Genomic DNA, 22,783 nt, shown 5'->3' with positions numbered 1-22,783 from the left:
AGCGACATCGTAGGGCCTGGGTGCACGGCTGGGGTCGCGCGGGGCCCGGAAGGGCCTGTCGGCCGCCCGCGATGACCCGGACGGGCCGCGACGCCTGGCCCATCAGGGCCATCGGGGCCTCGGGTGTGGCGCGCGCCACGTTCCCTGCGGTCCGGACGACCCCTGCCCGCGCGCGAGGGCGGTGCCAGGATCGAGGCGGTCCGTCGCCCGGGCCGCCTCCGGCCGGAGCCGGGGTGCGAGGGCCCGGCCGCCGAGCCGTCCAGGAGGCGCCGACATGAGCACCAGCGACACGAGCAAGGGCACGGGCACCGGCACGGGCACCACCACGGATGCGGGCACGGACGCGGGGGCGGGTGCCCCACCTGGCGTCCTGGTCGTCGCGGTGGCGGCCGTCCTCTTCCTCAGCTACCTCCTCTTCGCGGTGGCCTGGAACTGGGGCGACCTCTACATCCGCAGCCTCGGCTTCTCGGCGTCCCGGACGGCGCTGATGACCAACGCGGTCACCCTCGCCCAGGTGACCGGGAGCCTGGTCGCCGCGGACGTGCTGCTCCGGCTGGGAGCCCGCCGTGCCTTCGCCCTCGGCTCGATGCTGATCGTGCTGGGTGGCGCCGCCGTGCTCACCCACGTGTTCCCCGTCATCTTCCTGATCCGGTTCGCGATGGGAGTGGGTGGCTCCATCGTCGTCGTGCTGATGTCGGGGATCGTCGCCCGGCTGATGAGCGGGCGGGCGCTCCAGGTCGCGAACGGGGTCAACTCGGTCGCGTTCAACACCGGGCTGGCGGTGGCGCTCACGTTCGGCAGCCGGATGGCGGGCACACCGACCCGGGCCGTCCTGCTCGCCGCGGGCCTCTCGGTGCTCGTCCTGCTGGCCTGGCTGGTCCTGTCGCCGCGGGTCCTGCCCCCGGAGGAGGCCGCCGCGGCGCGGGAGGACGACTACTCGATGGCCGACGGCTTCCGGGAGTGGTTCAACTGGGTCTTCTCGCTCGCCTACACCGGGCTGCTGTCCTACTACATCGTCGCCTTCACGTTCATGGACCCCGACACCATCCGGTGGGTCGTCTACGCCGGGGTGGTCGGCGCGCTGTCGGGCACGGTGGTCTCCGCACGGGTGAGCGACCGGACCAAGCCTCTCGTCGTCGTGGTGTGCGGCGCCGCGCAGCTGGTCGCCGCGGCCGCGGTGCTGGGGTTCGCCGAGCACCGGTACGCGCCGTTCGTCGGCGTCCTGCTGGGGCTGGTGATCTTCTTCCCCATGCCGTTCTTCGTGCAGCTCGCCTTCCTGCGGCCGGGGGTCACCCCGCGGCACATCGCCGTCACGTTCTCGATCTTCTGGGCGGTCAGCTATGCAGGCTCGGTGGTCTTCATCCAGGTCTTCGCGTGGATCACGGACGCGACGGGCGGGCTCAGCGGCGGCGTCCCGGTCTCCCACGTCCCGCTGGTGTTCATCGTGCTCGTCGAGTCGACGTTCGTCATCGGGGCGGCCCTGCTCCTGCGGTGGTTCCGAGCCCAGCCGCCGGCCGCGACGCCCGACCACACGCCCGACCACACGCCCGCCCCGGAGGTGGCCTGAGTCATGACCCTGCACCCCGCGTTCCGCACCTACCTGGACGAGCTCGAGCCGCTGGTCGCGGCGGCCGCCGCGGCGGGCGTCGAGCCCACCCCGGAGTCGGCCCGCGCCGCCCTGGCCGGTCTCAACGCCTTCTCGGCCGCGCCTACACCCGTCGCGGTCGTCCGGGACAGCGAGGTGCCGGGCGTGCCCGGCGAGCAGGGACGCCCGGGCGTCGGCGTCCGCGTCTACGTGCCCCGGCCCGGGGTGCCGAGCGACGTGGTGCTCTTCGTCCACGGGGGCGGGCACATGGCGGGCGACCTCGACGTCTACGACTCCTCGGCCCGGCGCACGGCGGCGGCCACCGGCATGGTGGTGGTGTCCGTGGACTACCGCCGCTCGCCCGAGGCGCCCTACCCGCTCGGGCTGCTCGACGTCGAGCACGTCCTCGACCACCTGGACGAGGTGCTGCTCGACGACGCCACGACGGGCACCGTGCACGCGATGGCCGACTCGGGTGGCGGTGCCAAGCTCGCCTCGGTGGCGATGCGGGCGGCGGCGGGGGAGCGGACCTCGCCGATCGCCCGGCAGGTGCTGCTCTACCCGAGCCTCGACTACACGATGAGCGGGGACACGGTCGCGGAGCTCGGCACCGGGTACTTCCTCACCGCCGAGCGCGTCGCCTGGTACTTCGACCACTACTTCCCGTCGGGCGCGGACCGGGTGGCGGCCTCGCCGGTGACCGGGCCGTTCTCCGCGGACATGCCGGACACCCTGGTGGTCGCCGCCGAGTACGACCCGCTGCGCTCCGAGGCCGAGACGTACGTCCGCCGGGTGCGGGAGGCGGGTGGGTCGGCGCACCTGCTCGTCGCCCCCGGCATGATCCACGCCTTCGCGTTCTTCGAGACGCTCGTGCCCGACGAGGTGGGCCGGCTCTACGAGGTGGTCGGTGGCTTCCTGGCGGACGGCGCGGTGCCGGCGTCCTGGTGACGTGCCCACCGTCACCCCTGGGGACGGTCGCCCCCGGCCCCCACCCCTGTGGGAGGCTTCGAGAGCCGCGCCGCCCCGGCGGCGCACCCCGGCGCCGAGCGACGCCGAGCAGATGTCCGAGCCGCACCGAGCAGCTCCCCAACGAAGACAAGCGAGACGAGAAGTGAGCCTGTACGCGGTCACCGACCCCGCCACCGGTGAGGTCGTCGAGGAGTACCCCACCGCCACCGACGCCGACGTCGAGGCCGCCATCGCCGCGGCCACCGCCGCCGGCAACACGTGGTCCCGCAGCACCACGGTCGCCGAGCGTGCCGCGCTCGTGCGCCGTGTCGGTGAGCTGCACGAGGAGCGCAAGGACGAGCTCGGGCGGATCATCGCCCGCGAGATGGGCAAGTCCCTGGAGGACTCGATCGGCGAGGCCGAGTTCGCCGGCGCGATCTACACCTACTACGCGGACAACGCCGAGACCTTCCTGGCCGACGAGCCGATCGAGCTCCTGGACGGCGAGGGCTCCGCCTTCATCCGCCGCTCGCGCTTCGGCACGCTGCTCGGGATCATGCCGTGGAACTTCCCCTACTACCAGGTGGCCCGCTTCGCCGGCCCGAACCTGTGCCTGGGCAACACGATCGTCCTCAAGCACGCCCCCCAGTGCCCGGAGTCGGCCGCGGCGATCCAGCAGATCTTCCTGGACGCCGGCTTCCCGCCCGGCGCCTACGTCAACGTGTACGCGACCAACGAGCAGATGGCCACGGCCATCGCCGACCCGCGCATCCACGGCGTGTCGCTCACCGGCTCGGAGCGCGCCGGCGCGGCCGTCGCCGAGATCGCCGGCCGCAACCTGAAGAAGTGCGTGCTCGAGCTCGGCGGCTCCGACCCCTTCATCCTGCTCTCGACCGACGACCTCGACGCCACCGTCGAGGCCGCTGTGGCCGCCCGCCTCGACAACACCGGCCAGGCCTGCAACGCCGCGAAGCGCTTCGTCGTGGCGGCCGACCTCTACGACGCGTTCGTGGAGAAGTTCACCGCCGCGGTGAAGGCCGGCGCCGAGGGCATCACCCCGCTGTCGTCGGTGGCGGCCGCGGACCGGCTCCAGCAGCAGGTCGACGAGGCCGTGGCCCAGGGCGCGCACCTGGAGAGCGCGGGGGAGCGCGACGGCGCCTTCTTCCCCACGGGCGTGCTCACCGGCGTCACCACCGAGAACGACGTGTACTACCAGGAGCTGTTCGGCCCGGTGGCGATGGTCTTCAAGGCGGAGACCGAGTCGCAGGCCCTGGCCATCGCCAACGACACTCCGTTCGGCCTCGGCTCCTACCTCTTCACCACCGACCCCGAGCAGGCCGCCCGGGTCGCCGACGGCATCGAGGCCGGCATGGTCTTCGTCAACGGCGTCATGCTGGACGGGGTGGAGCTGCCGTTCGGCGGCATCAAGCGCTCCGGCTTCGGCCGGGAGCTCGGCCGGTACGGCATCGAGGAGTTCGTGAACAAGAAGATGATCCGCACGGTGCGCTGACCCGCAGCCGGATCCGGCACCGCCCGTCGCCCCACCGGGGGCGGCGGGCGGTCGTGCTTCAACGGTCCAGTCCACCGGTGCCGCGGCCGTGACCCGTCCGGGGCCGGCTTCGTTGGCCCGGGTGCCGGCGCTCCGCCGGCACGGCCGGGCGTGCCCCACGCCCGCTCCTCCGACGGAGGCGAGCCATGTTCGACCCCGACCTCGGCGCCGGCGGCCCCGAGACACTGCGCGAGCTCCACACGGTCGTCCCGGCGGCGCTCTACTACGACCTCGGCCGGGACCCGGCGGACGTCTCCGAGCGCACGACCACCCAGAGCCACCTGCTCGACTGGGCCTTCGGCGCCCAGGACGACCCCGTGCCGGCGGCCGAGAACCCTGTGGGGGACGCGGGCGAGGACGCGGGCGGAAGGCTGCCCCGCTCCGCCGTCGACCTCCCGGAGACCCCGGACGACGAGCGCGACCGGACCCTGCGGGCGCTCGGGATGCTGCGTGACCAGCTGCCCGAGCAGCCACCCACGGACGAGGCGGACGACGCCGCGGGGCCCGGGGGTCCCGAGGACCCCGACGGGGCCTGACGCCTCAGATCGTGAACATCCCGATGGCGGCCTCCAGGCGGCGCCCCATCTCGGCGAGGTCCGCGGAGACCTGACGGGCCTCCTCGACGTCCTGGCCCGCGCCCGCCATCGCCTGGCTGACCGACCCGATCGAGTCGCCGACGGTGGAGGCGCCCTGGGCCGCCTCGCCCACGGACTGGGAGACCAGCGCGGTCGTGGCCGACTGCTCCTCGGCCGCGCCCGCGATGGCCGCCTGGTACCCGTTCATCTCCTCGATGACGCTGGTGATGCGCCGCATCGCCTCGACGGCCTCGCCCGTCTGGGCCTGGATCTGCTCGATCCGGCTGCCGATGTCGGCGGTGGCCCGGCCGGTCTCCTGGCTGAGGGCCTTCACCTCCTGCGCCACGACGGCGAAGCCCTTGCCGGCCTCGCCGGCGCGGGCGGCCTCGATGGTGGCGTTGAGGGCGAGCAGGTTCGTCTGCTCGGCGATGGAGGTGATCATCCCGACCACCTCGCCGATCTCGGCGGAGGACTGGCCGAGGGCGGTCATGGTCGTCGAGGTCGCGGAGGCGAGGCCGACCGCGGTGTCCGCCACCCCGGCGGCCCGGGCCGCCGAGCTGGCGATCTCGCTGATGGAGGCGTTGAGCTCCTCGGCCGCCGTGGCCACGCTGGCCACCTGCTCGGTCATGTCGGTGGTGGCCACCGTCGCGGCGTCCACGCTCGCCGCGGTGGAGCGGGTCGCGGTGGCGATGCCGGCGGTGGTGACGGCGAGCTGGGTGGCGCCCGCCGAGGCCGAGATCGCCGCGTCGCGCACGTCGCCCATCGTCATCCGGACGTTGAGGAGGGCCGTGTTGACCGCCCGGCCGAGCTCGGCGAGCTCGTCCGTCCCGTCCGCGGGCAGCTCGACGGTGAGGTCACCCACGGCGAGCTGCTCCGCGGCCGCGATGCCCGCCCGGAGCGGGCGTCGCACGGCGCGGGCGAGCAGGACGAGCAGGCCGGTCATGGCCCCGACGACGAGGACCATGAGGGCGGCCCAGATCGTCAGGCTGCGGTTCGCGGAGGCCACCAGCGCCGAGGAGGCCTGCGAGAGCTGCTCGCCGCTGCTGGTCTCCAGGCCGCGCATGACCCCGAGGTAGTCGGTGGCGACCGCGAACCAGTCCTGCGGGTCCACCTTCAGCGCCGGGTCATCGGGTCCCGCCGCGGACAGGGCGGCGGAGGCGATCTGGTGCACCTGGACGGCGGAGGCGTTGGACGAGAGGGCCACGATCTGGTCGTGCAGCACCCCGTCGGTGACCTCGGCTGCTCCGAAGAGCAGGCCGTCGTGGGTGTTGAGCAGCGCGGAGACCGTCTCCTTCTGGCCGTCCGCGAACCCGTGGTTGGTGAGGACGTTCGAGAGCTGGGCGCGGAGCAGCCCGACGCGCTCCTTGGCGGTGACCACGAACAGGTTGGCCGCGGCCTCGCGTCCCAGGCCCACCGCGTCGGTGGCCGACGCGGACTCCGCCATCACCGCCAGCACGGAGGTGTCCACGGCGGTGTACCAGGCCACGGCGGCCGTGACCTCCGTCGAGAGGTCGTCGACCCCGGCACGGGTGGCGTCCAGCTCGCCCAGGGACGAGTCGATCCCGTCGAGCTCGTCGCGCAGGGTCTGCGGGATGTCGAGCCCCTCCAGGGCCGTGGACTCCACGAGGTAGGCGGCCAGGGCGGCGTCGGTCTCGTCGCGGAACCCGGCGAGCTCGGTGCCGAAGGTGGCGCCGCCGCTGCTGAGGAAGACGCTCGTGGCGCCCCGCTCGCGCTGGAGGCCGTGCAGCAGGGTGCCCGCGGCCACGGTGTAGTCGATCCACACCCCGGCATCGGCGGCGCGCTGTCGCGCCTGGAGGGCCTGGAACGACTGCAGGCCCAGCACCAGGGCGAGCGCGAACGTCGGCACCAGGGCGACGGTCACCATCCGGCGCACGAGGGTGCCGGTGACGAGGCCGCCGAGGCGCGAGAAGCCCGGGACCCTCCTGCGGGTGCGCGGCGCCCGCGGCGCGCCCGTGGGAGCGGCCGTGGGTGCGGCGGGGCCGACCGGTGCGCTCCGGGGGGAGCCTGACGAGACGGTCGGGGCGGGCAGGGTGCTGGTCATGGGGTCTCCGAGGGTCGAGGACGCACGCACGCGTCCGGGAGCCGGCACGGACGTCGGGGCGGGCGACGTCCATCCGTTCGGTCGTCCGTGACGTGCGCCACCTGAGGACGTTCCCGGACAAGGGGGACCTTGGTCCCTGGCGGATGGCAGGAAAGGGACAGCGGCCGGTCGGGACGGATCCCCCGTGAGGGCGCCGTGAAGATCTGTCCGCGGGGGCCTCGGGCGGTCGGGCAGCCGTCAGGTGGTCCCGGGCGGCGCCGATCTGTGCGGCACGTGGCGCGACCCCGTCCCACTCGTCCCGTCCGCCCGATCCGTCCCGCAGGAGCGTCCCCATGCCCCAGGCCACCCCTCCCACCCTCGCGGACCCGCGCCCGCGCCGCGCCGCGCCGACCGACGTGCTTCTCAGGCCGGTCGAGGCGCTCTCCGGGAGGCTCTCCTCGAGCTGGCGGCTGGCGCTCGTCGCCCTCCTGCTGCTCGTGCCCGCGGTCATCTCGACGGCGGGCTTCGTCCGGACCCAGCAGGCGACCATCGCGTTCGCCGGGACGGAGCTCGACGGCGTCGACGTCGTGGAGACCGCGGACCTGGCGCTCGCCGAGGTCGTCCAGGGCCTCGACCCCGACCTGACGGACCTCGAGGCGGCCGTCAGTGCGCACCCGGTCCTCGGGCTCGGGCCCGAGCTCGCGGACGTGCAGGCGGCCGTGGGGGACCGGGACGCCGCCGTCGCCGCGCTGCGCACCCTCATCGCGGCGGCGGGTGACCGATCGAACCTCATCCTGGACCCGGACCTCGACTCCTTCTACGTCATGGACGCCCTGGTCGTGCAGGTCCCCGCCGTCATGAGCGCCGGGCTCACCCTGCCCACGGGCATCCGTCCGGACATCACGCGCGAGCAGTCCGCGATCGTGCGGGCCGGGCAGGTGTCCGGATACGCGGACGCGGTGAAGCGCGACGTGGCCACGGCCCTCGAGCAGGACCCGGACCTGGAGCAGGCCCTGAACCGGCTCGTGGCGGCCGCCGACACGGCCCACGGCTACGCCAGCGGCCTGAGCACGCTGGACACCACCGTCAACGCGGGCCTGGTCAGCCGGCTGACGGCGGCCGCCGTGCCCGACGCCGCGGACGCGCTGCGCGGCCTGCTGCGCGCCCGCATCGCCGGGGTCGTGCTCGAGCGGAACGCCGTGCTCGGCGGCGCGCTGACGGCGTTGGGCGTCGCCGCCTGGGTCGGTCTGGGAGCCGGCCGTCGCACGCAGCGGGACACCGCGCTGGCCGTCGCCGCGATGGCCGCCATCGCCGAGGGCGACCTCGCGCCGCGGCCGCTGCCCCGTGGGCGCGACGAGCTGGGCGAGGTGGGCGCGCGCCTCGACGACACCCGGAAGCTGTTGGCCCACCAGCGTGACGAGCTCGCGGCGGCCGTGCGGCTGCGCGAGGAGGAGTCTGCCTCGGCGTTCGCCCGCGACACGGCGATGCGGGAGGAGTCGGCACTGGCCACCCGATTGATGGTGGAGGCGACCGCCGAGGGGGTCGGCCTCGAGCTGAAGGAGCTCGGCGGCCGGGTGCAGGGGGTGCGCGCCGCGGCCGACTCGATCGCGGACCGGGCCGCCTCCGCGGACGCCGTCACCCGTGCCGTCCTCGAGGAGGCGCGCGCCGCGGACGAGCACGCCACCAGCCTCGGCGAGCAGCTGCGCGGGGTCGCGGGCCTCGCGGCGCTCATCAACGGCGTGGCCGAGCAGACCAAGCTGCTGAGCCTCAACGCGTCGATCGAGGCCGCGCGGGCGGGGGAGGCCGGGAAGGGGTTCGCCGTCGTCGCCAACGAGGTGAAGTCGCTGGCCGCGACGACCGCGGACAACGCCCAGGGCATCACCGTCACCATCGACGAGCTGGTCGCGGCCGTGGGTGAGGTCGGCGCGGCGATCGCGGAGGTCACGCGTCGCATCGGCGACCTGGACCTCGCGAGCGCCGAGATGCGGGGCGTCGCGGCCGAGCAGCACGAGGTGGTCCGCTCCCTGGAGGAGATGCTCGCGCAGACGATCGACCGGATCGGGATGCTCGCGGAGATGGGCGAGGCGGCCTGAGCCCCGCCGGGCCCGACCCCCGGCCGAGCGGCGCGGGCGCCTCGCCCGAAGGAGCCCGCGCGCGGTAGGAAGGGGACGTGCGAGACGGCCGTCCTCCCCGGAGCCACCCCTCGACCCAGGCCCCGGAGAGCAGCCGCCCGGCCGTCGCGGTGGGGCTCGTCGCGCTCGCGACCCTGCTGGCGATGAGCGCCTGGTTCTCCGCGACCGCCGTCGTGCCGCAGCTGCGGGTGGAGTGGTCGCTGGGCCCCGGGCAGGCGGCGCTCCTCACGATCGCCGTCCAGGTCGGGTTCGTCTCCGGGGCCCTCGCCTCGGCCGTCACGGGGCTGGCCGACGCGGTGGCGCCGCGCCGCCTGGTGCTCGTGGGAGCCCTGGGCGCCGCCGGCTGCACCCTGGGGCTCCTCCTCTGCTCCTCGCTCGGACCGGCGCTCCCGCTGCGCCTGGGCACCGGCGCGGCGCTCGCGCTGGTCTACCCGCCCGCGGTGCGGGAGGTGGCGTCGTGGGTGACGCGCGGTCGCGGCCTGGCGCTGGGGGTGATGATCGGGGCGCTGACCGTCGGGTCCGCGGTGCCGCACCTGGTGACGGGCCTCGACGTGGGCGGGGGCTGGCGGCCGGTGGTCGCGGTGACGGCCGGGCTCACGGCGTCCGGCGGCCTCGTGGTGCTGGCCGTGCGCGGGCAGGGCCCCGGGCTCGTGCTCGGGGCGCGACGTCGTGTCAGCCTGCTCGCCGGGCTGGCCTCCCTGCGGCGCCCCCGGGTGCTCCTCGCCGACCTGGGCTACGTCGGCCACATGTGGGAGCTCTACGCGATGTGGGCGGGGGTGGCCGGGCTCCTCGCGTCGCTGCCCGCCCTCACCGGTCGAGCGGACGCCGAGCGCCTGGCCGCGCTCGGGGCGTTCTCGTGCATCGGGGTCGGCGCGGCGGGCTGCCTCGTCGGCGGGGTGCTCAGCGACAGGTGGGGTCGTGAGCGGGCGGCGGGCCTGGCCCTGGTCTGCTCCGGCTCGGCCGCCGTGCTCCTCGCCCTCGGCCACGACCGATGGCCGACGGGGTGGGTGCTGGTGCTGTGCGCGGCGTGGGGCTTCTGGGTCATCGCCGACTCGGCCCAGTTCTCCGCGCTCGTCACCGAGGCGGCCCCGCCCGAGGAGGTCGGCGCCGCCCTCGCCGTCCAGCTGGCCCTCGGGTACTCCACGACGGTGGTCTCGCTCTGGCTCGTCCCGCGCGTGGTCGCCGGCGCCGGGTGGAGCGCGGCGCTGGTCCTGCTCGCCGTGGGTCCGGTCGTCGGCGCCCTCGCCATGGTCCGGCTCGCCCGCACGGCAGAGCCCGCCTGAGCCCGCCTGAGCCCAGCCTGAATCAGCCTGAACCCGCCTGAACGCGGGGAGCCGACCCGACCGTGTACGGGTCCGCCGAACGTTCACCTCCCCGCCGCCCTGTCTCCATGCACAGGTCGGGCACAGCATCACGTCGTCTTCCTAGGTTCCTCGCGACCAGTGCCGGCGGCGGCGCCCCGCGTCCGCCCCGAGCGTCCAGGCCTTCACGGAGGAACCCTCCCCATGACCACCACTCCCCAGCGCCCGGCCACCGCGGGTCGCACCCTGCTGTCGCTCACCCCCGTCGGCGGCAAGCGCCACGGCTCGCGCGACCTCATGACCTGCAAGTACAAGTGCGGCAACGCGTGCGACGCCCCGCTCGCCAACGTCTCCGGGAACCCGCACATCGCGGCCGAGCTCACGAAGGTGGTGAAGCGTCGCTCGTTGCTCCGGGCCGGCGGTGCCGGGGCGCTGGTGCTCGGTGGCCTCGCCTCGGCCGCCACCGGTGGCGCCGCGGCCGCCGCCCCGGCGGTCGGAGCCGGTGCGGCGGGCGGCGCTGGTGCCGTGGGTCGCCCCGGGACCACGCTCGCCACGACCGGCTTCCGCTCGGTGGCCCCCAACCGCCGGGACGCCGTGACGACGGCCGACGGCTTCGACCACGACGTCCTCATCAGCTGGGGCGACAAGGTCGAGGCGGGCGCCCCCGCCTTCGACGTCCACCACCAGACCGTCGAGGCCGCCCGGCAGCAGTTCGGCTACAACAACGACTACGTCGGCGTCCTCCCGATCCCGGGGCGGAAGAAGCGCGCCCTGCTCGTGACGAACCACGAGTACACCGACGAGGAGCTGATGTACCCCACCGGTGCCTACACCGCCGAGGAGGTCCTCGCGCTGAACATGAGCTACCACGGCATGTCCGTCGTGGAGATCCGACAGGGCCTGGTCCCCGGGTCGTGGCTCCGGGTGGAGCAGCTCGGCAGGGCGCAGTACAACCGCCGGGTCCACATCGCCACCGAGTTCCGGTTCGACGGCGCGGCCGCCGGGTCCGAGCTGCTCCGCACGGCAGCCGACCCCACCGGCACCCGGGTCCTGGGCACCATCGCCAACTGCGCGGGCGGCACCACGCCCTGGGGCACGGTGCTCTCGGGCGAGGAGAACTTCAACAACTACTTCGACGCCAGCGGGGACCTGCCCGCCGAGTACGCCGAGCAGAACGCCCGCTACGGCATCACCGGCAGCGGGAGCAACGGCTGGTCGGCGGTCGACGAGCGCTTCGACGTCACCCTGCACCCGCATGAGCCCCACCGCTTCGGGTGGGTCGTCGAGCTGGACCCGTTCATGCCGGGCTCGCGGCCGGTCAAGCACACGATGCTCGGCCGCCTCAAGCACGAGGGCGCCAACGTCTCGCTCTCCAAGGACGGGCACGCCGTCGTCTACATGGGCGACGACGAGCGCGGCGACTACCTGTACAAGTTCGTCTCGCGGGACACGTTCGTGCCCGGGGAGGGGCGGCGTGCCCGTCGCCACAACAAGACCCTGCTCTCGGCCGGCACGCTCTACGTCGCGGTCCTCACCGGCGACGGCAGCGAGGACGGGCTCCACGACGGCACCGGCGTGTGGCTCCCGCTGACCTCGGACACCGAGTCGTACGTCGACGGCATGTCGGTCGAGGAGGTCCTGGTCTTCACCCGCCTGGCCGCGGACACGGTGGGTGCCACCGCGATGGACCGCCCGGAGGACGTCGAGCCCAACCCGGTCAACGGCAGGATCTACGCGGCCCTGACCAACAACTCCAAGCGGGGGACGACCTTCGCCGCCGACGAGGCGAACCCGCTGACCACCTCGATGGTGCGCTCCGCGCTCGGTGAGCCGCTGACCGAGGCCGCGGGCAACCGCAACGGCTACGTCCTCGAGATCACCCCGGACGGCAGGGGTCGGGGCGACCACGCGGCCACCACGTTCACGTGGGACCTCATGCTCATCTGCGGCGACCCCGAGGCCGAGGAGACCTGGTTCGCCGGGTACGACAAGTCCCTGGTCAGCCCGATCAGCTGCCCCGACAACGTCGCGTTCGACTCCGTCGGCAACCTGTGGATCGCCACCGACGGCAACGCGCTGGGCTCCAACGACGGCATCTTCCGCGTGCCCGTCGCCGGGGACGAGCGCGGCCACGTGAAGCAGTTCGTCACCATGCCCTACGGCTCGGAGGCCTGCGGGCCCCTGGTCGCCGACGACGACCGCTCGCTGTTCTTCGCTGTCCAGCACCCCGGCGAGGTCGACGGGTCCACCTTCGAGTCCCAGGCCTCCACCTGGCCGCACACCGACGACTTCCCGCGGCCGTCGGTCTGCGTGGCCTTCCGCCGCGCCTGAGGCGGCTCACCCGGTCGGGGCGTTCCCGGGGCGTCCCGACCGGGGACAGGGTGGGGGAGCAGGGGTGTCCGGGGCCGCGGGCACGGCCCGACCACAGTCTTTGGTGAGGCTCGCCTTTCTGGAACTGATCCAGAAAACGTGGTTGGGTTGACCGTGTCGTCCGGGGACGCCCCCGAGACCCACCACCTGGCTGAGGAGCTGTCACATGACCCAGACCCCCACTCGTTCCGCCCGCGTCTTCGTCGCCTCGGAGACCCTCGCCGCCGACCTCCAGCAGCTGCTGGTCGACCTCACCGACCTGCACCTCCAGGGCAAGCAGGCCCACTGGAACGTGGTCGGCAAGAACTTCCGTGACCTCCACCTCCAGCTCGACGAGCTGGTCGACGGCGCCCGCGAGTTCTCCGACACCGTCGCCGAGCGGATGCGCGCGCTCTACGCCGTGCCGGACGCCCGCGCCGTGACGGTCGCCAACACGTCCTCGCTGCCGCCGTTCCCGGCCGAGGAGGTCTCCACCAGCGAGACCGTCGACCTGATCGTCTCCTCGATCTACGCCACCACCGCGACCGGTCGCCGCATCCACGACGAGGTGGACGCCGAGGACCCGACCTCGGCCGACATCATCCACACCATCCTCGAGCGTCTCGAGCAGCTCGCCTGGATGATCGACGCCGAGAACCGGACCCCCGGCGAGGGCGTCCGCTCCATCCACGCCTGAGCCGTCGAGCGGCGCACTCCTGCGCCGCCCTCGGCCGGCCGGTCCCCCCGGCGGACGCAGCCCGCGTCCGCCGGGCGGCCGCGGCGCGGCGTCCCGGATGCTCCTCGCGCAGGCCAGGGGTTAGGATGCCTGCGTGGCACGGACCCTGCTCCTTCCCTAGCCGCGTCGAGCGACCAGCACGACGTGGCCACCCCTCCTGCGCGAGGGGTTTTTTTGTGCCCACGCCCCGGCCCCGGCCGGCGGCTCCCCACTGATCAGCGAGGACGAGGAACCCGAGAAGTCATGAGCGAGGAGACCAGCACCTACGACGTGCGCGCCGTGGAGGAGAAGTGGCTGCCGGTGTGGGACCGGCTCGACCCGTTCCGGGCCGACGACGCCGCTGCGCTCGCCGGCAAGCCGACGAAGTACGCGCTCACGATGTTCCCCTACCCCAGCGGTGACCTGCACATGGGTCACGCGGAGGTCTTCGCGCTGCACGACGTCATCGCGCGGTACTGGAAGTTCCGCGGCTTCGAGGTCCTCAACCCCATGGGCTGGGACTCCTTCGGCCTGCCCGCGGAGAACGCCGCGATCCGCAACGACACGCACCCGGCCACCTACACCTACGGCAACATCGAGACGCAGTACTCCTCGATGAAGCGCTACGGCGTGAGCTTCGACTGGTCGCGCCGCCTGCACACCTCGGACCCCGAGTACTACAAGTGGACGCAGTGGCTGTTCCTGCTGATGCTCGAGCGGGGCCTGGCGTACCGGAAGAAGTCGCCGGTCAACTGGTGCCCGCAGGACCAGACGGTGCTGGCCAACGAGCAGGTGCTGGCGGACGGCACCTGCGAGCGGTGCGGTGCGGTGGTCACCAAGCGTGAGCTGACCCAGTGGTACTTCAAGACCACCGAGTACGCCCAGGAGCTCTACGACTGCCTGGACGACCTGCAGTCCACCTGGATCGGCAAGGTCGTCAACGCCCAGCGGAACTGGATCGGCCGCTCCGAGGGCGCCCACGTCGACTTCGCGCTCAACCTGGCGGACGGCTCGACGAAGCCGGTCACCGTCTTCACCACGCGCCCGGACACCCTCTACGGCGCCACCTTCATGGTCGTGGCGGCCGACGCCGCGCTGGCCGCCGAGATCGTCGCGCCGGAGAAGGCCGCGGACCTGGCCGCCTACCTGGAGGAGGTCCGCAAGGCCTCCGACATCGACCGGCTGGCCACCGACCGACCCAAGACGGGGGTGGACCTGGGCATCACCGCGACCAACCCGGTCAACGGCGAGCAGGTGCCGGTGTGGGCGAGCGACTACGTGCTGGCCGACTACGGCACCGGCGCGATCATGGCCGTGCCCGCCCACGACCAGCGCGACCTGGACTTCGCGAAGGCGATGGGCCTGCCGGTGCGGATGGTCGTCGACGTGGAGGGCGAGGAGGACCCGGCCGTCTCGTTCACCGCGACCACCGGCGACGGCGCCTACGTCAACAGCGGCCCGCTGGACGGCCTCACCGACAAGGCCACGGCCATCTCGCAGATGATCTCCGTCCTCGAGGAGCGGGGCACCGGCACCGGCACCGTGAACTTCCGCCTGCGCGACTGGCTGCTCTCGCGCCAGCGCTACTGGGGCGCCCCCATCCCGGTCGTGCACTGCGAGAAGGACGGCGAGGTCCCGGTGCCCGTCGACCAGCTGCCCGTGGAGCTGCCCGAGCTGCGCGGCTCCGACCTGCGTCCGCAGGGCACCTCGCCGCTGGGCGCCGCGACCGAGTGGGTCGAGACGACCTGCCCGACTTGCGGCGGCCCGGCCCGGCGCGACACGGACACGATGGACACGTTCGTCGACTCGTCCTGGTACTTCCTGCGCTTCGTCTCCCCGAACCTGGAGACCGGTGCGTTCGACGAGGCGCTGGCCCAGGCGTGGGGCCCCATCGACCTCTACATCGGCGGCGACGAGCACGCGGTGCTTCACCTGCTGTACGCCCGCTTCTTCACCAAGGTGCTGCGCGACGCCGGCCTCATCACCTGGGACGAGCCGTTCTCCGCCTACCTCTCCCAGGGCAAGGTCATCAACAACGGCCGCAAGATGAGCAAGTCGCTCGGCAACGGCGTGAACGTGGCCGAGCAGCTGGAGAAGTTCGGCGTGGACGCCGTGCGCCTGACCCTCGTCTTCGCGAGCCCGCCCGAGGACAACATCGACTGGGCGGACGTCTCCCCGGCCGGCTCGAGCAAGTTCCTGGCCCGCGCCTGGCGCCTGGCCGGTGACGTCACCTCCGCGCCGGGCGCCGACCCGGCGACGGGCGACGTGGCGCTGCGTCGGATCACCCACAAGACCGTCGCGGACGCCGAGCAGCTCGTCGAGGGCTACCGGTTCAACGTGGTCGTCGCCCGCACCATGGAGCTCGTCAACGCCACCCGCAAGGCCATCGACTCGGGCTGCGGCGGCGCCGACCCGGCCGTGCGGGAGGCCGCCGAGGCCGTCGCGATCCTGCTCTCGCTCGTGGCGCCGTACACGGCCGAGGAGATGTGGGAGCGGCTCGGCCACGAGCCGTCCGTCGCCCAGGCGGCGTGGCCCGTGGTGGACCCGGCGCTCCTCGTCGAGGAGTCGGTGACCGCGGTCGTCCAGGTCAAGGGCAAGGTGAAGGGACGCCTCGAGGTGGCCCCCGACATCTCCGAGGCCGACCTGGAGGCGCTGGCGCTCGCCGACCCGGGCGTGCAGCGGGCCCTGGACGGTGCCACCGTCCGCAAGGTCATCGTCCGCGCGCCCAAGCTCGTCAACATCGTCGTCTGAGCGAGCCCTCGTCACCGTGGGCGTCGCCGTCGTCACCGACTCGACCGCCAGCCTCCCCGCGGGGCTGGCGGTCGAGCACGGCCTGACGGTCGTCGGCCTCGACGTCGTCCTCGGCGACGAGCGGCTGGAGGAGGGCCCCGACGGGGCCACGCCCGCGCGCCTGGTCGCCGCCCTCGAGGCGCGACGCCAGGTCTCGACGTCGCGCCCCTCCCCGGAGCGGCTGGTGGCCCTCTGGGAGGGGCTCGCGGCGGCCGGGGCGGACGCCGTGGTCGCGGTGCACCTCTCCGGGGAGGTGTCGGGGACCGTCGAGTCGGCCCGGCTCGCGGCCCGACGGCTGGACCTGCCCGTCGAGGTCGTCGACTCGCGGCAGGTCGGGCCCGCCACGGGCCTGGCCGCCCTGGCCGCCGCGGACGCGGCGGCGGGTGGCGCCGGCCTCCAGGACTGTGCGGAGGCGGCGCGGCGGTGCGCCGCCCGTGCCACCACGCTCTGCTACGTCGACACCCTGGAGCACCTGCGTCGAGGAGGCCGCATCGGCCCGGCCGCGGCGCTGCTGGGCGGCGCGCTGGCGGTGAAGCCGCTGCTCACGGTGACCGACGGCCGGGTGGCGCCGCTCGAGCGCGTGCGGACCGCCTCGCGCGCCCTGGCCCGGCTGGAGGAGCTCGCGGTCGAGGCGGCGCTGGGCGCCCGGGACACGGACGGGTCCGGGGAGCGGGTCCGGGTCGTGGTGGGCCACCTGGCCACGCCCGAGCGGGCCGTCGCCCTGCGCGACCGGCTGGACGAGCGACTCTCCGCGGCCCTGGGGGACGCCTGGGGCGGCGCCTGGGAGTCCGAGGTGACCGCGGCGCTGGGCGCGCACACCGGGCCCGGGATGCTCGCCGTCGGGGTCGCGCCGGCCTGAGGCCGACCGGTCCCACGTCCCCGCACGGGCGGCGGCCCGGGCGGGCAGCCACGAGGCGTGCACAGGCCGAGGCCGTCGCCGGGTCGTCCCCAGCGATCCGTCAGCCGGCCGCGGGAGGAGGTGCCGCTCCCTAGCGTCGCCGGCATGCGCACCCGACGACCCTCGCCCGAGCACGCCGAGGCCCTGGCCCGGCGGCTCGCCCACCTGGCCGGCGCCCCCGGTGAGCCCGGCGACCTCCCTGACCCCGCTGACCCCGCTGAGCCCGCTGGGACGGGGCACGGCCCCGGCCTGCCCCTGCCGGTGCCCGGGCGGCACCGTTCGGGCACCGGGCTCGCGGCGGCGCGCACCGAGGAGCTCCGCCGGGCCGCGGTGGAGCGCGTGCGGGAGCACCCCGCCGGCCGGCTCGCCTCCGGTCTCGTCGGCGGCGGCGCAGCGGTCGGCCACCGGCTCTGGTTCGGTGCCGCGCAGGTGGCGGTGCTGGCCGGGCTCGTGGCGGCGGCCCTCGTCGTGGCCACGTGGTGGGTCGTGCGGTCCGACCCCCGGCCGACGGTGCTCAGCCCCGCCGCGGCCACCCAGGGCGCCCTCGCCGTCGCGTCGTCGTCCGCGGAGCCGTCCTCCGCTGAGTCATCAGGGTCGCCCGCGGGCTCGGCCGCGCTGCTGGTGACGCCGGCCGAGGCCGCCGGCTCCACCGAGGCCGTCGGCGTCGCGGGCACTGCCACGGGCCCCGTGACCGACCCTGTCTCCGACGGGGCCACCGGTGAGGTGGTGGTGGACGTCGCGGGCCGGGTGCGCCGGCCGGGCATCGTCGTCCTGCCCGCCGGCTCCCGGGTCGCCGACGCGCTCGCGGAGGCGGGTGGCGCCCGCCCGCGGGTGGACCTGACCAGCCTCAACCTCGCCCGCGTCCTCGTGGACGGTGAGCAGGTGCTGGTCGGCGTGCAGCCGGCGGCGGGGGCGACGGTCGTTCCTGCGCCGGGAGCCTCGGTGGCCTCGGGGACGACGGGCACGGACAGCGCGGCCGGCGCCCTCGTGAACCTCAACACCGCGGACCAGGCGTTGCTGGAGACCCTGCCTCAGGTGGGCCCGGTCACCGCGGCGGCGATCCTCGCCTGGCGGGAGGAGAACGGGGCGTTCACCTCGGTCGACCAGCTGCTCGACGTGTCCGGGATCGGGGAGGCCACGCTCGCGACGGTCCGGCCGCACGTGACGGTCTGAGTGGCGCCGGGTGCCGGCATGAGCCGCGATGTGCCGGACCGGGGGACCGGGTCGCGTCACGACTGGCGGCTGCCTCTCGCCGGTCTCGCGGCCTGGTGCGGTGGGCTGCTCGCGGCCGCGGGCCCGGGCTGGTCCGTGGCCGTGGTGCCGGCGGCGCTGCTGGCGCTGGCGCTCGCGCTGGGAGGGGCTCGGCTGCTGCCCGCGCCCGCGGTCCTCACCGCGTCGGTGCTGGCGCTGGTGGCGCTCGCGGTCGGGGGCGCCGCCCTGGCGCGGGCCGAGCAGGTCCGCACGTCCCCGCTGCGGGCGATGGCCCAGGACCACGCGCTGGTGGAGGTGCGGCTGCTCGTCACAGGCGACCCGCGCGAGATCGCCGGTCGGTTCGCCGACGGCGTGCTGGTGCGCGCCCGGGTGCTGCGGGTGGAGGAGCCCGCGGCCGGAGGCTCCCGGAGCGGCAGCCCGGGAACCGGCTGGACGCTGGGCGCCCCCGTCCTCGTCCTCGCCGACACCTCCTGGGCCGACGTGCGGCTGGGCAGCACCGTCACCACCTCCGGGCGGCTGATGCCGCCGGAGGGGGAGGACCTGGCGGCCGTCCTCACGCCCGTGGGCGCGTGGCAGGAGACGCGGGCCCCCGACCTGTGGTGGCGGGCGAGCGCGAGGGTCCGGGCCGCCCTGCACGAGGCGGTGGCCGGGCGGCCTGAGCCGGTGAGCATCCTCGTGCCGGCGCTGGTCAACGGCGACGACAGCGGCCTGTCGCAGGACGTGCAGGCGGACTTCGCCGCCACCGGGCTCACGCACCTCCTGGCGGTGTCGGGCACCAACCTGACCCTCGTGGTGGGCCTGCTCGTCTGGGTGGCCCGGCTCCTCGGGGTGCGCGGGCGGTGGCTGGGCGTGGTCGGGGCGGCGGGCATCGTCGGGTTCGTCCTGTTGGCCCGCACCGAGCCGAGCGTCCTGCGTGCGGCGGCGATGGGCGCCGTCGGGCTGGTCGCCCTGGGGCCCGACGGGGGACGCCGCGCGGGTCGGGCCCTGGGTGCGGCCGTGCTGGTGCTCCTGCTCCTCGACCCGGGCCTGGCCACGAGCGCGGGGTTCGCGCTCTCCACCCTGGCGACCGGCGGGATCGTGTGGCTGGCGCCGGCCTGGCGCGACGCCCTGCGCGCCTGGCTGCCGGCCGGCGTGGCGGAGGCGGTGGCCGTGCCGACGGCCGCCCAGCTGGCGTGCACGCCCGTCGTGGCCGCGATCTCCGGCCAGGTGTCCCTGGTCGCGGTCGGGGCCAACCTCCTCGCGGAGCCGCTCGTCGCGCCGGCGACGGTGCTCGGCCTCCTCGGCGGGCTGCTGTGCCTCGTCCACCCGGCGCTGGGACGGCCCGTTGGCACCGTCGCCACGTGGTGCGTGGCGGTGGTCGTGCAGGTCGCCCACCGGGGAGCGGACCTCCCGCTGGCGGCCGTCGACTGGGGCACGAGCGGGGCCGCCCTGCTCCTGCTGACGGTGCTCACGGTCGCGGTGGCGCGCTGGGGTCCGGTGCTGGTCCGGCGGCCCGTGCCCGGGGCGTCCGCGGCCCTCGTCCTCGTGCTGGTGACCGTCGTCCCGCTGCCGCGTCCGGGCTGGCCGCCCGACGGGTGGCTGCTGGTGGCGTGCGACGTGGGTCAGGGCGACGCCCTCGTGCTCGCCTCGGGGGAGGGTGAGGCGGTGGTGGTGGACGCGGGGCCCGACCCCACGGCCGTCGACGACTGCCTCGACGACCTGGGGGTCGAGCGCGTGCCCCTGCTCGTCCTGACCCACTTCCACGCCGACCACGTGGACGGCGTCGCCGGCGTGCTCGACGGGCGGGAGGTGGGCCAGGTGGAGGTGACCTGGCTGCTGGACCCTCCGGGCGGGGTCGAGGAGGTGGCCGCCGCCGTGGCCGGGGTGCCCGTCCGCACGGCGGCCGCGGGCGAGGTGCAGCAGGTCGGGGACGTGCGCCTCCAGACGCTCTGGCCGCTGCCGGCCGACCCCGCGGCCGGCCCGGGCGACGGCTCCACCGCCAACGACGCCAGCGTCGTCCTCCTCGCCGAGACGCACGGCCTGCGGCTGCTGCTCACCGGGGACGTGGAGCCGCCCGGCCAGGAGGCGCTGGCCCGGGCCTACCCCGACCTCCGGGTGGACGTCCTCAAGGTCCCGCACCACGGCAGCAGCCACCAGGACCTGGAGCTCCTCACGGGGCTGGGGGCACGGATCGCGGTCGTCAGCGTGGGGGCGGACAACGACTACGGTCACCCCGCCGCGTCCGTCGTGGAGGCCCTCGACGCGGCCGGGGCCGCCGTGCTGCGTACCGACGAGGACGGCGACGTGGCGGTCGTCACGACGGGATCGGGACCGGCGGCCCGGACGAGCGGCGGGGACGGGTCCTAGGCTCGCGCCATGGCGAAGGCCCGCAAGCGCGTGGACAAGGTGACCTACGAGGCCGAGCTCTTCCGGCTCCAGGCCGAGCTCGTGAAGGTCCAGGAGTGGGTGCGCGCCACGGGCGCGCGCGTCGTCGTGGTCTTCGAGGGCCGCGACGCCGCCGGCAAGGGCGGGGCGATCAAGCGGATCACCCAGTACCTCAACCCCCGGGTGGCGCGCATCGCCGCCCTGCCCACGCCCAGCGAGCAGCAGAAGGGGCAGTGGTACTTCCAGCGCTACGTCGAGCACCTGCCCTCGCGCGGGGAGATCGTGCTGTTCGACCGCTCCTGGTACAACCGCGCCGGCGTCGAGCGCGTGCTCGGGTTCTGCACCCCGGAGGAGCACGCCCGCTTCCTGCACCAGTGCCCGATCTTCGAGCGGCTGCTCGTGGAGGACGGCATCCTGCTGCGCAAGTACTGGTTCTCGGTGAGCGACGAGGAGCAGCAGCGCCGCTTCCTCGGCCGGATCGACGACCCGATGCGGCGCTGGAAGCTGTCGACCACCGACCTCCAGTCGATCACGCACTGGGAGGACTACTCCCGGGCGAAGGACGACATGATGGTCCACACCGACATCCCCGAGGCGCCCTGGTACGTCGTGGAGGGCGACGTCAAGCGCGAGGCGCGGCTCAACATGATGGCCCACCTGCTCTCCACGATCCCCTACACGGAGATCGAGCAGCCCGACATCGTCGTGCCCGAGCGCCCCGCCTCCACCGGCTACCGGCGTCCGCCGCGGGAGCTGACCACGTACGTGCCGGACCACGTCGCGTCCCTGCTGGGAGACTGAGCGCCGGGGCTGTCGCCGGGGTGTGGGACGCTGTGCGGACCATGGCCCGATCCACCTCGCGCAGCAGCGCACGCCCCGCCTCCCGCCCGAGCGCCCGGCCCGCCGCACCGGCCCCGGGCGACGTCCTCGGCCACGTCACCCTCGTGACCGGCAAGGAGGAGTTCCTGGGCGAGCGGACGGTGTCCGCCGTCCGCGCGGCGGTGCGCGAGCACGACGCCGAGGCCGAGGTCTCGGAGGCGAACGCCCTCGACCTCACGCTGGCCACGCTGGGCGAGCTGGCGGCCCCGTCCCTCTTCTCCTCCACCCGCTGCATCGTGGTGCGCGGCCTGGAGAACCTCCCGGACGAGTCCTACGACGGGCTGCTCGACTACGCCGGCTCGCCCGTGGAGGACGTGGCGCTCGTGCTCGTCCACGGCGGCGGCCCCAAGGGCTCGGGACTGCTCACCAAGCTCCGCAAGCTGCCCGGCGTCACGGAGGTGAAGTCGGAGGAGCTGCGCGCCTCGGAGTACCCGGCGTTCGTCCAGGCGGAGGCCCGCCGGCTGGGAGCCCGGATCGAGCCGGACGCGGCCCAGGCGCTGATCAGCGCCGTCGGGCAGGACCTGCGGGCGCTCTCCTCGGCCACCGACCAGCTCGCCCACGACTTCCCGGGGGAGTCCCTCTCGGCCGAGCGAGTCGGGCAGTACTTCGGCGGTCGGGCCGAGGCCACGTCCTTCGCGGTGGCCGACGCGGCCTTCGCCGGGCGGCGGCTCACAGCGCTGGAGGAGCTGCGTTGGGCACTGGAGCGGGGCGTGGCCGGGGTGCTGGTCACCTCCGCGTTCGCCGGCTCGGCCCGCGGCCTGGCCCGGTTCAAGGGTCTGCGCGGCGGCGGCCGCGACAACGACCTGGCGCGTGAGCTCGGGGTCCCGCCGTGGAAGGTGCGCACGATCCGGGAGCAGTCGCGCGGCTGGACCGAGGACGGGCTGGCAGCCGCGGTGCGCGCCGTCGCCCAGGCGGACGCCGACATCAAGGGCGCCGCGACCGACGCGGCCTACACCCTCGAGCGGCTGGTCCTCACCATCACCGAGCTGCGCAGCGCCTCGCAGTCCTGAGCCTCTCCGCCCACGGCGCCGGGGCTGCGCCCACGGCGCCGGGGCTGCGGCCGGGCTGGGGGCCGCAAAAACGCCGACGACCCGCCCGGTGCTACCGGGCGGGTCGTGTCAGCGACGACGAGCGGGCTTCAGAGAGAAGCAGCCTTCTTGGCGATGGAGGACTTGCGGTTCGCAGCCTGGTTCTTGTGGATGACGCCCTTGGAGACGGCCTTGTCCAGCTTCTTGGTGGCGAAGCGGGCCTTCTCGACCGCGGCGGCGTTGTCGCCGGCCTCGACGGCCTCGTTGAAGCGGCGGATGGCGGTCTTGAGCTCGCTCTTGACGGCCTTGTTGCGCTCGTGGGCCTTGTTGTTCTGCTTGATCCGCTTGATCTGGGACTTGATGTTCGCCACTGGTGTGCCTAGCTCTCTGGGTCGGTCGTGCAGGTCTGTTGTCGCT

At 74.5% G+C, this 22,783-nt stretch carries 16 protein-coding genes; 14 read left to right on the top strand and 2 right to left on the bottom strand.

Features of this window, described 5'->3' with window-relative positions:
• Positions 1-274 precede the first annotated feature (274 nt).
• The 4 genes from E8D37_RS04130 (at position 275) to E8D37_RS04115 (ending at position 4,618) form a co-directional block, all read left to right on the top strand.
• Positions 275-1,567 (top strand): MFS transporter, encoded by a 1,293-nt coding sequence (locus E8D37_RS04130; RefSeq protein ID WP_136568516.1) that lies wholly within the window; start codon positions 275-277, stop codon positions 1,565-1,567.
• A 3-nt stretch (positions 1,568-1,570) separates the two neighbouring features.
• Positions 1,571-2,533, top strand: coding sequence for an alpha/beta hydrolase (locus E8D37_RS04125; RefSeq protein WP_136568515.1), 963 nt, complete (start codon positions 1,571-1,573; stop codon positions 2,531-2,533).
• Between the two features lie 163 nt (positions 2,534-2,696).
• Positions 2,697-4,043, top strand: a complete 1,347-nt coding sequence (locus tag E8D37_RS04120; protein ID WP_136568514.1) for an NAD-dependent succinate-semialdehyde dehydrogenase — start codon at positions 2,697-2,699, stop codon at positions 4,041-4,043.
• Between the two features lie 185 nt (positions 4,044-4,228).
• On the top strand, positions 4,229-4,618 hold the full coding sequence (locus tag E8D37_RS04115) for a hypothetical protein (RefSeq protein WP_136568513.1): 390 nt from the start codon (positions 4,229-4,231) through the stop codon (positions 4,616-4,618).
• Between the two features lie 4 nt (positions 4,619-4,622).
• Here E8D37_RS04115 and E8D37_RS04110 read toward each other — a convergent pair whose 3' ends face one another.
• Entirely contained in the window at positions 4,623-6,719 is a 2,097-nt protein-coding gene (locus E8D37_RS04110) for a methyl-accepting chemotaxis protein (RefSeq protein ID WP_136568512.1), read from the bottom strand.
• 332 nt (positions 6,720-7,051) lie between these two features.
• On the opposite strand from E8D37_RS04110, the gene E8D37_RS04105 reads away from it, so the two are divergent.
• The 10 genes from E8D37_RS04105 (at position 7,052) to holA (ending at position 22,348) form a co-directional block, all read left to right on the top strand.
• Complete coding sequence (locus E8D37_RS04105) at positions 7,052-8,791, top strand: methyl-accepting chemotaxis protein (protein WP_136568511.1); 1,740 nt, start codon at positions 7,052-7,054, stop codon at positions 8,789-8,791.
• 77 nt (positions 8,792-8,868) lie between these two features.
• Positions 8,869-10,113, top strand: a complete 1,245-nt coding sequence (locus E8D37_RS04100; RefSeq protein WP_206055561.1) for an MFS transporter — start codon at positions 8,869-8,871, stop codon at positions 10,111-10,113.
• Positions 10,114-10,335: 222 nt separating this feature from the next.
• Positions 10,336-12,462 carry a PhoX family phosphatase gene (locus E8D37_RS04095; protein ID WP_136568510.1) on the top strand — a complete coding sequence of 709 codons (2,127 nt, stop codon included), beginning with the start codon at positions 10,336-10,338 and terminating at the stop codon, positions 12,460-12,462.
• 205 nt (positions 12,463-12,667) lie between these two features.
• The gene (locus E8D37_RS04090; RefSeq protein WP_136568509.1) at positions 12,668-13,177 is read left to right on the top strand and encodes a DNA starvation/stationary phase protection protein; all 510 of its coding nucleotides are present in this window, start codon (positions 12,668-12,670) and stop codon (positions 13,175-13,177) included.
• A 282-nt stretch (positions 13,178-13,459) separates the two neighbouring features.
• Positions 13,460-15,946, top strand: a complete 2,487-nt coding sequence (gene leuS / locus E8D37_RS04085; protein ID WP_136568508.1) for a leucine--tRNA ligase — start codon at positions 13,460-13,462, stop codon at positions 15,944-15,946.
• A 16-nt stretch (positions 15,947-15,962) separates the two neighbouring features.
• A complete protein-coding gene (locus E8D37_RS04080; protein ID WP_136568507.1) occupies positions 15,963-16,844 on the top strand; it encodes a DegV family protein in 882 nt (293 codons plus the stop codon).
• 144 nt (positions 16,845-16,988) lie between these two features.
• Positions 16,989-18,056 carry a helix-hairpin-helix domain-containing protein gene (locus E8D37_RS04075; protein WP_136568506.1) on the top strand — a complete coding sequence of 356 codons (1,068 nt, stop codon included), beginning with the start codon at positions 16,989-16,991 and terminating at the stop codon, positions 18,054-18,056.
• A gap of 18 nt (positions 18,057-18,074) precedes the next feature.
• Positions 18,075-20,441: a ComEC/Rec2 family competence protein gene (locus tag E8D37_RS04070; RefSeq protein ID WP_136568505.1), complete on the top strand. Its 2,367-nt coding sequence runs from the start codon at positions 18,075-18,077 to the stop codon at positions 20,439-20,441.
• Positions 20,442-20,450: 9 nt separating this feature from the next.
• Positions 20,451-21,260 (top strand): polyphosphate kinase 2, encoded by an 810-nt coding sequence (gene ppk2 / locus E8D37_RS04065; protein WP_136568504.1) that lies wholly within the window; start codon positions 20,451-20,453, stop codon positions 21,258-21,260.
• A gap of 41 nt (positions 21,261-21,301) precedes the next feature.
• Entirely contained in the window at positions 21,302-22,348 is a 1,047-nt protein-coding gene (gene holA, locus E8D37_RS04060) for a DNA polymerase III subunit delta (protein WP_136568503.1), read from the top strand.
• 128 nt (positions 22,349-22,476) lie between these two features.
• Here holA and rpsT read toward each other — a convergent pair whose 3' ends face one another.
• Positions 22,477-22,737 (bottom strand): 30S ribosomal protein S20, encoded by a 261-nt coding sequence (gene rpsT, locus E8D37_RS04055; protein ID WP_136568502.1) that lies wholly within the window; start codon positions 22,735-22,737, stop codon positions 22,477-22,479.
• Positions 22,738-22,783 lie beyond the last annotated feature (46 nt).

The sequence above is a fragment of the Nocardioides sp. GY 10127 genome (genome assembly GCF_004919085.1).
In the GTDB taxonomy this organism is placed as follows: domain Bacteria; phylum Actinomycetota; class Actinomycetes; order Propionibacteriales; family Nocardioidaceae; genus Nocardioides.
Note: the sequence above shows the minus strand (reverse complement) of the source record. Positions and strands in the feature narration are given on the sequence as shown.

Coding starts and splice junctions, on each gene's coding strand:
- E8D37_RS04075 (WP_136568506.1), top strand. CDS start 16,989: ATGCGCACCCGACGACCCTCGCCCGAGCACGCCGAGGCCCTGGCCCGG.
- E8D37_RS04130 (WP_136568516.1), top strand. CDS start 275: ATGAGCACCAGCGACACGAGCAAGGGCACGGGCACCGGCACGGGCACC.
- E8D37_RS04125 (WP_136568515.1), top strand. CDS start 1,571: ATGACCCTGCACCCCGCGTTCCGCACCTACCTGGACGAGCTCGAGCCG.
- leuS (WP_136568508.1), top strand. CDS start 13,460: ATGAGCGAGGAGACCAGCACCTACGACGTGCGCGCCGTGGAGGAGAAG.
- E8D37_RS04070 (WP_136568505.1), top strand. CDS start 18,075: ATGAGCCGCGATGTGCCGGACCGGGGGACCGGGTCGCGTCACGACTGG.
- E8D37_RS04110 (WP_136568512.1), bottom strand. CDS start 6,719: ATGACCAGCACCCTGCCCGCCCCGACCGTCTCGTCAGGCTCCCCCCGG.
- E8D37_RS04115 (WP_136568513.1), top strand. CDS start 4,229: ATGTTCGACCCCGACCTCGGCGCCGGCGGCCCCGAGACACTGCGCGAG.
- E8D37_RS04095 (WP_136568510.1), top strand. CDS start 10,336: ATGACCACCACTCCCCAGCGCCCGGCCACCGCGGGTCGCACCCTGCTG.
- E8D37_RS04105 (WP_136568511.1), top strand. CDS start 7,052: ATGCCCCAGGCCACCCCTCCCACCCTCGCGGACCCGCGCCCGCGCCGC.
- holA (WP_136568503.1), top strand. CDS start 21,302: ATGGCCCGATCCACCTCGCGCAGCAGCGCACGCCCCGCCTCCCGCCCG.
- E8D37_RS04090 (WP_136568509.1), top strand. CDS start 12,668: ATGACCCAGACCCCCACTCGTTCCGCCCGCGTCTTCGTCGCCTCGGAG.
- ppk2 (WP_136568504.1), top strand. CDS start 20,451: ATGGCGAAGGCCCGCAAGCGCGTGGACAAGGTGACCTACGAGGCCGAG.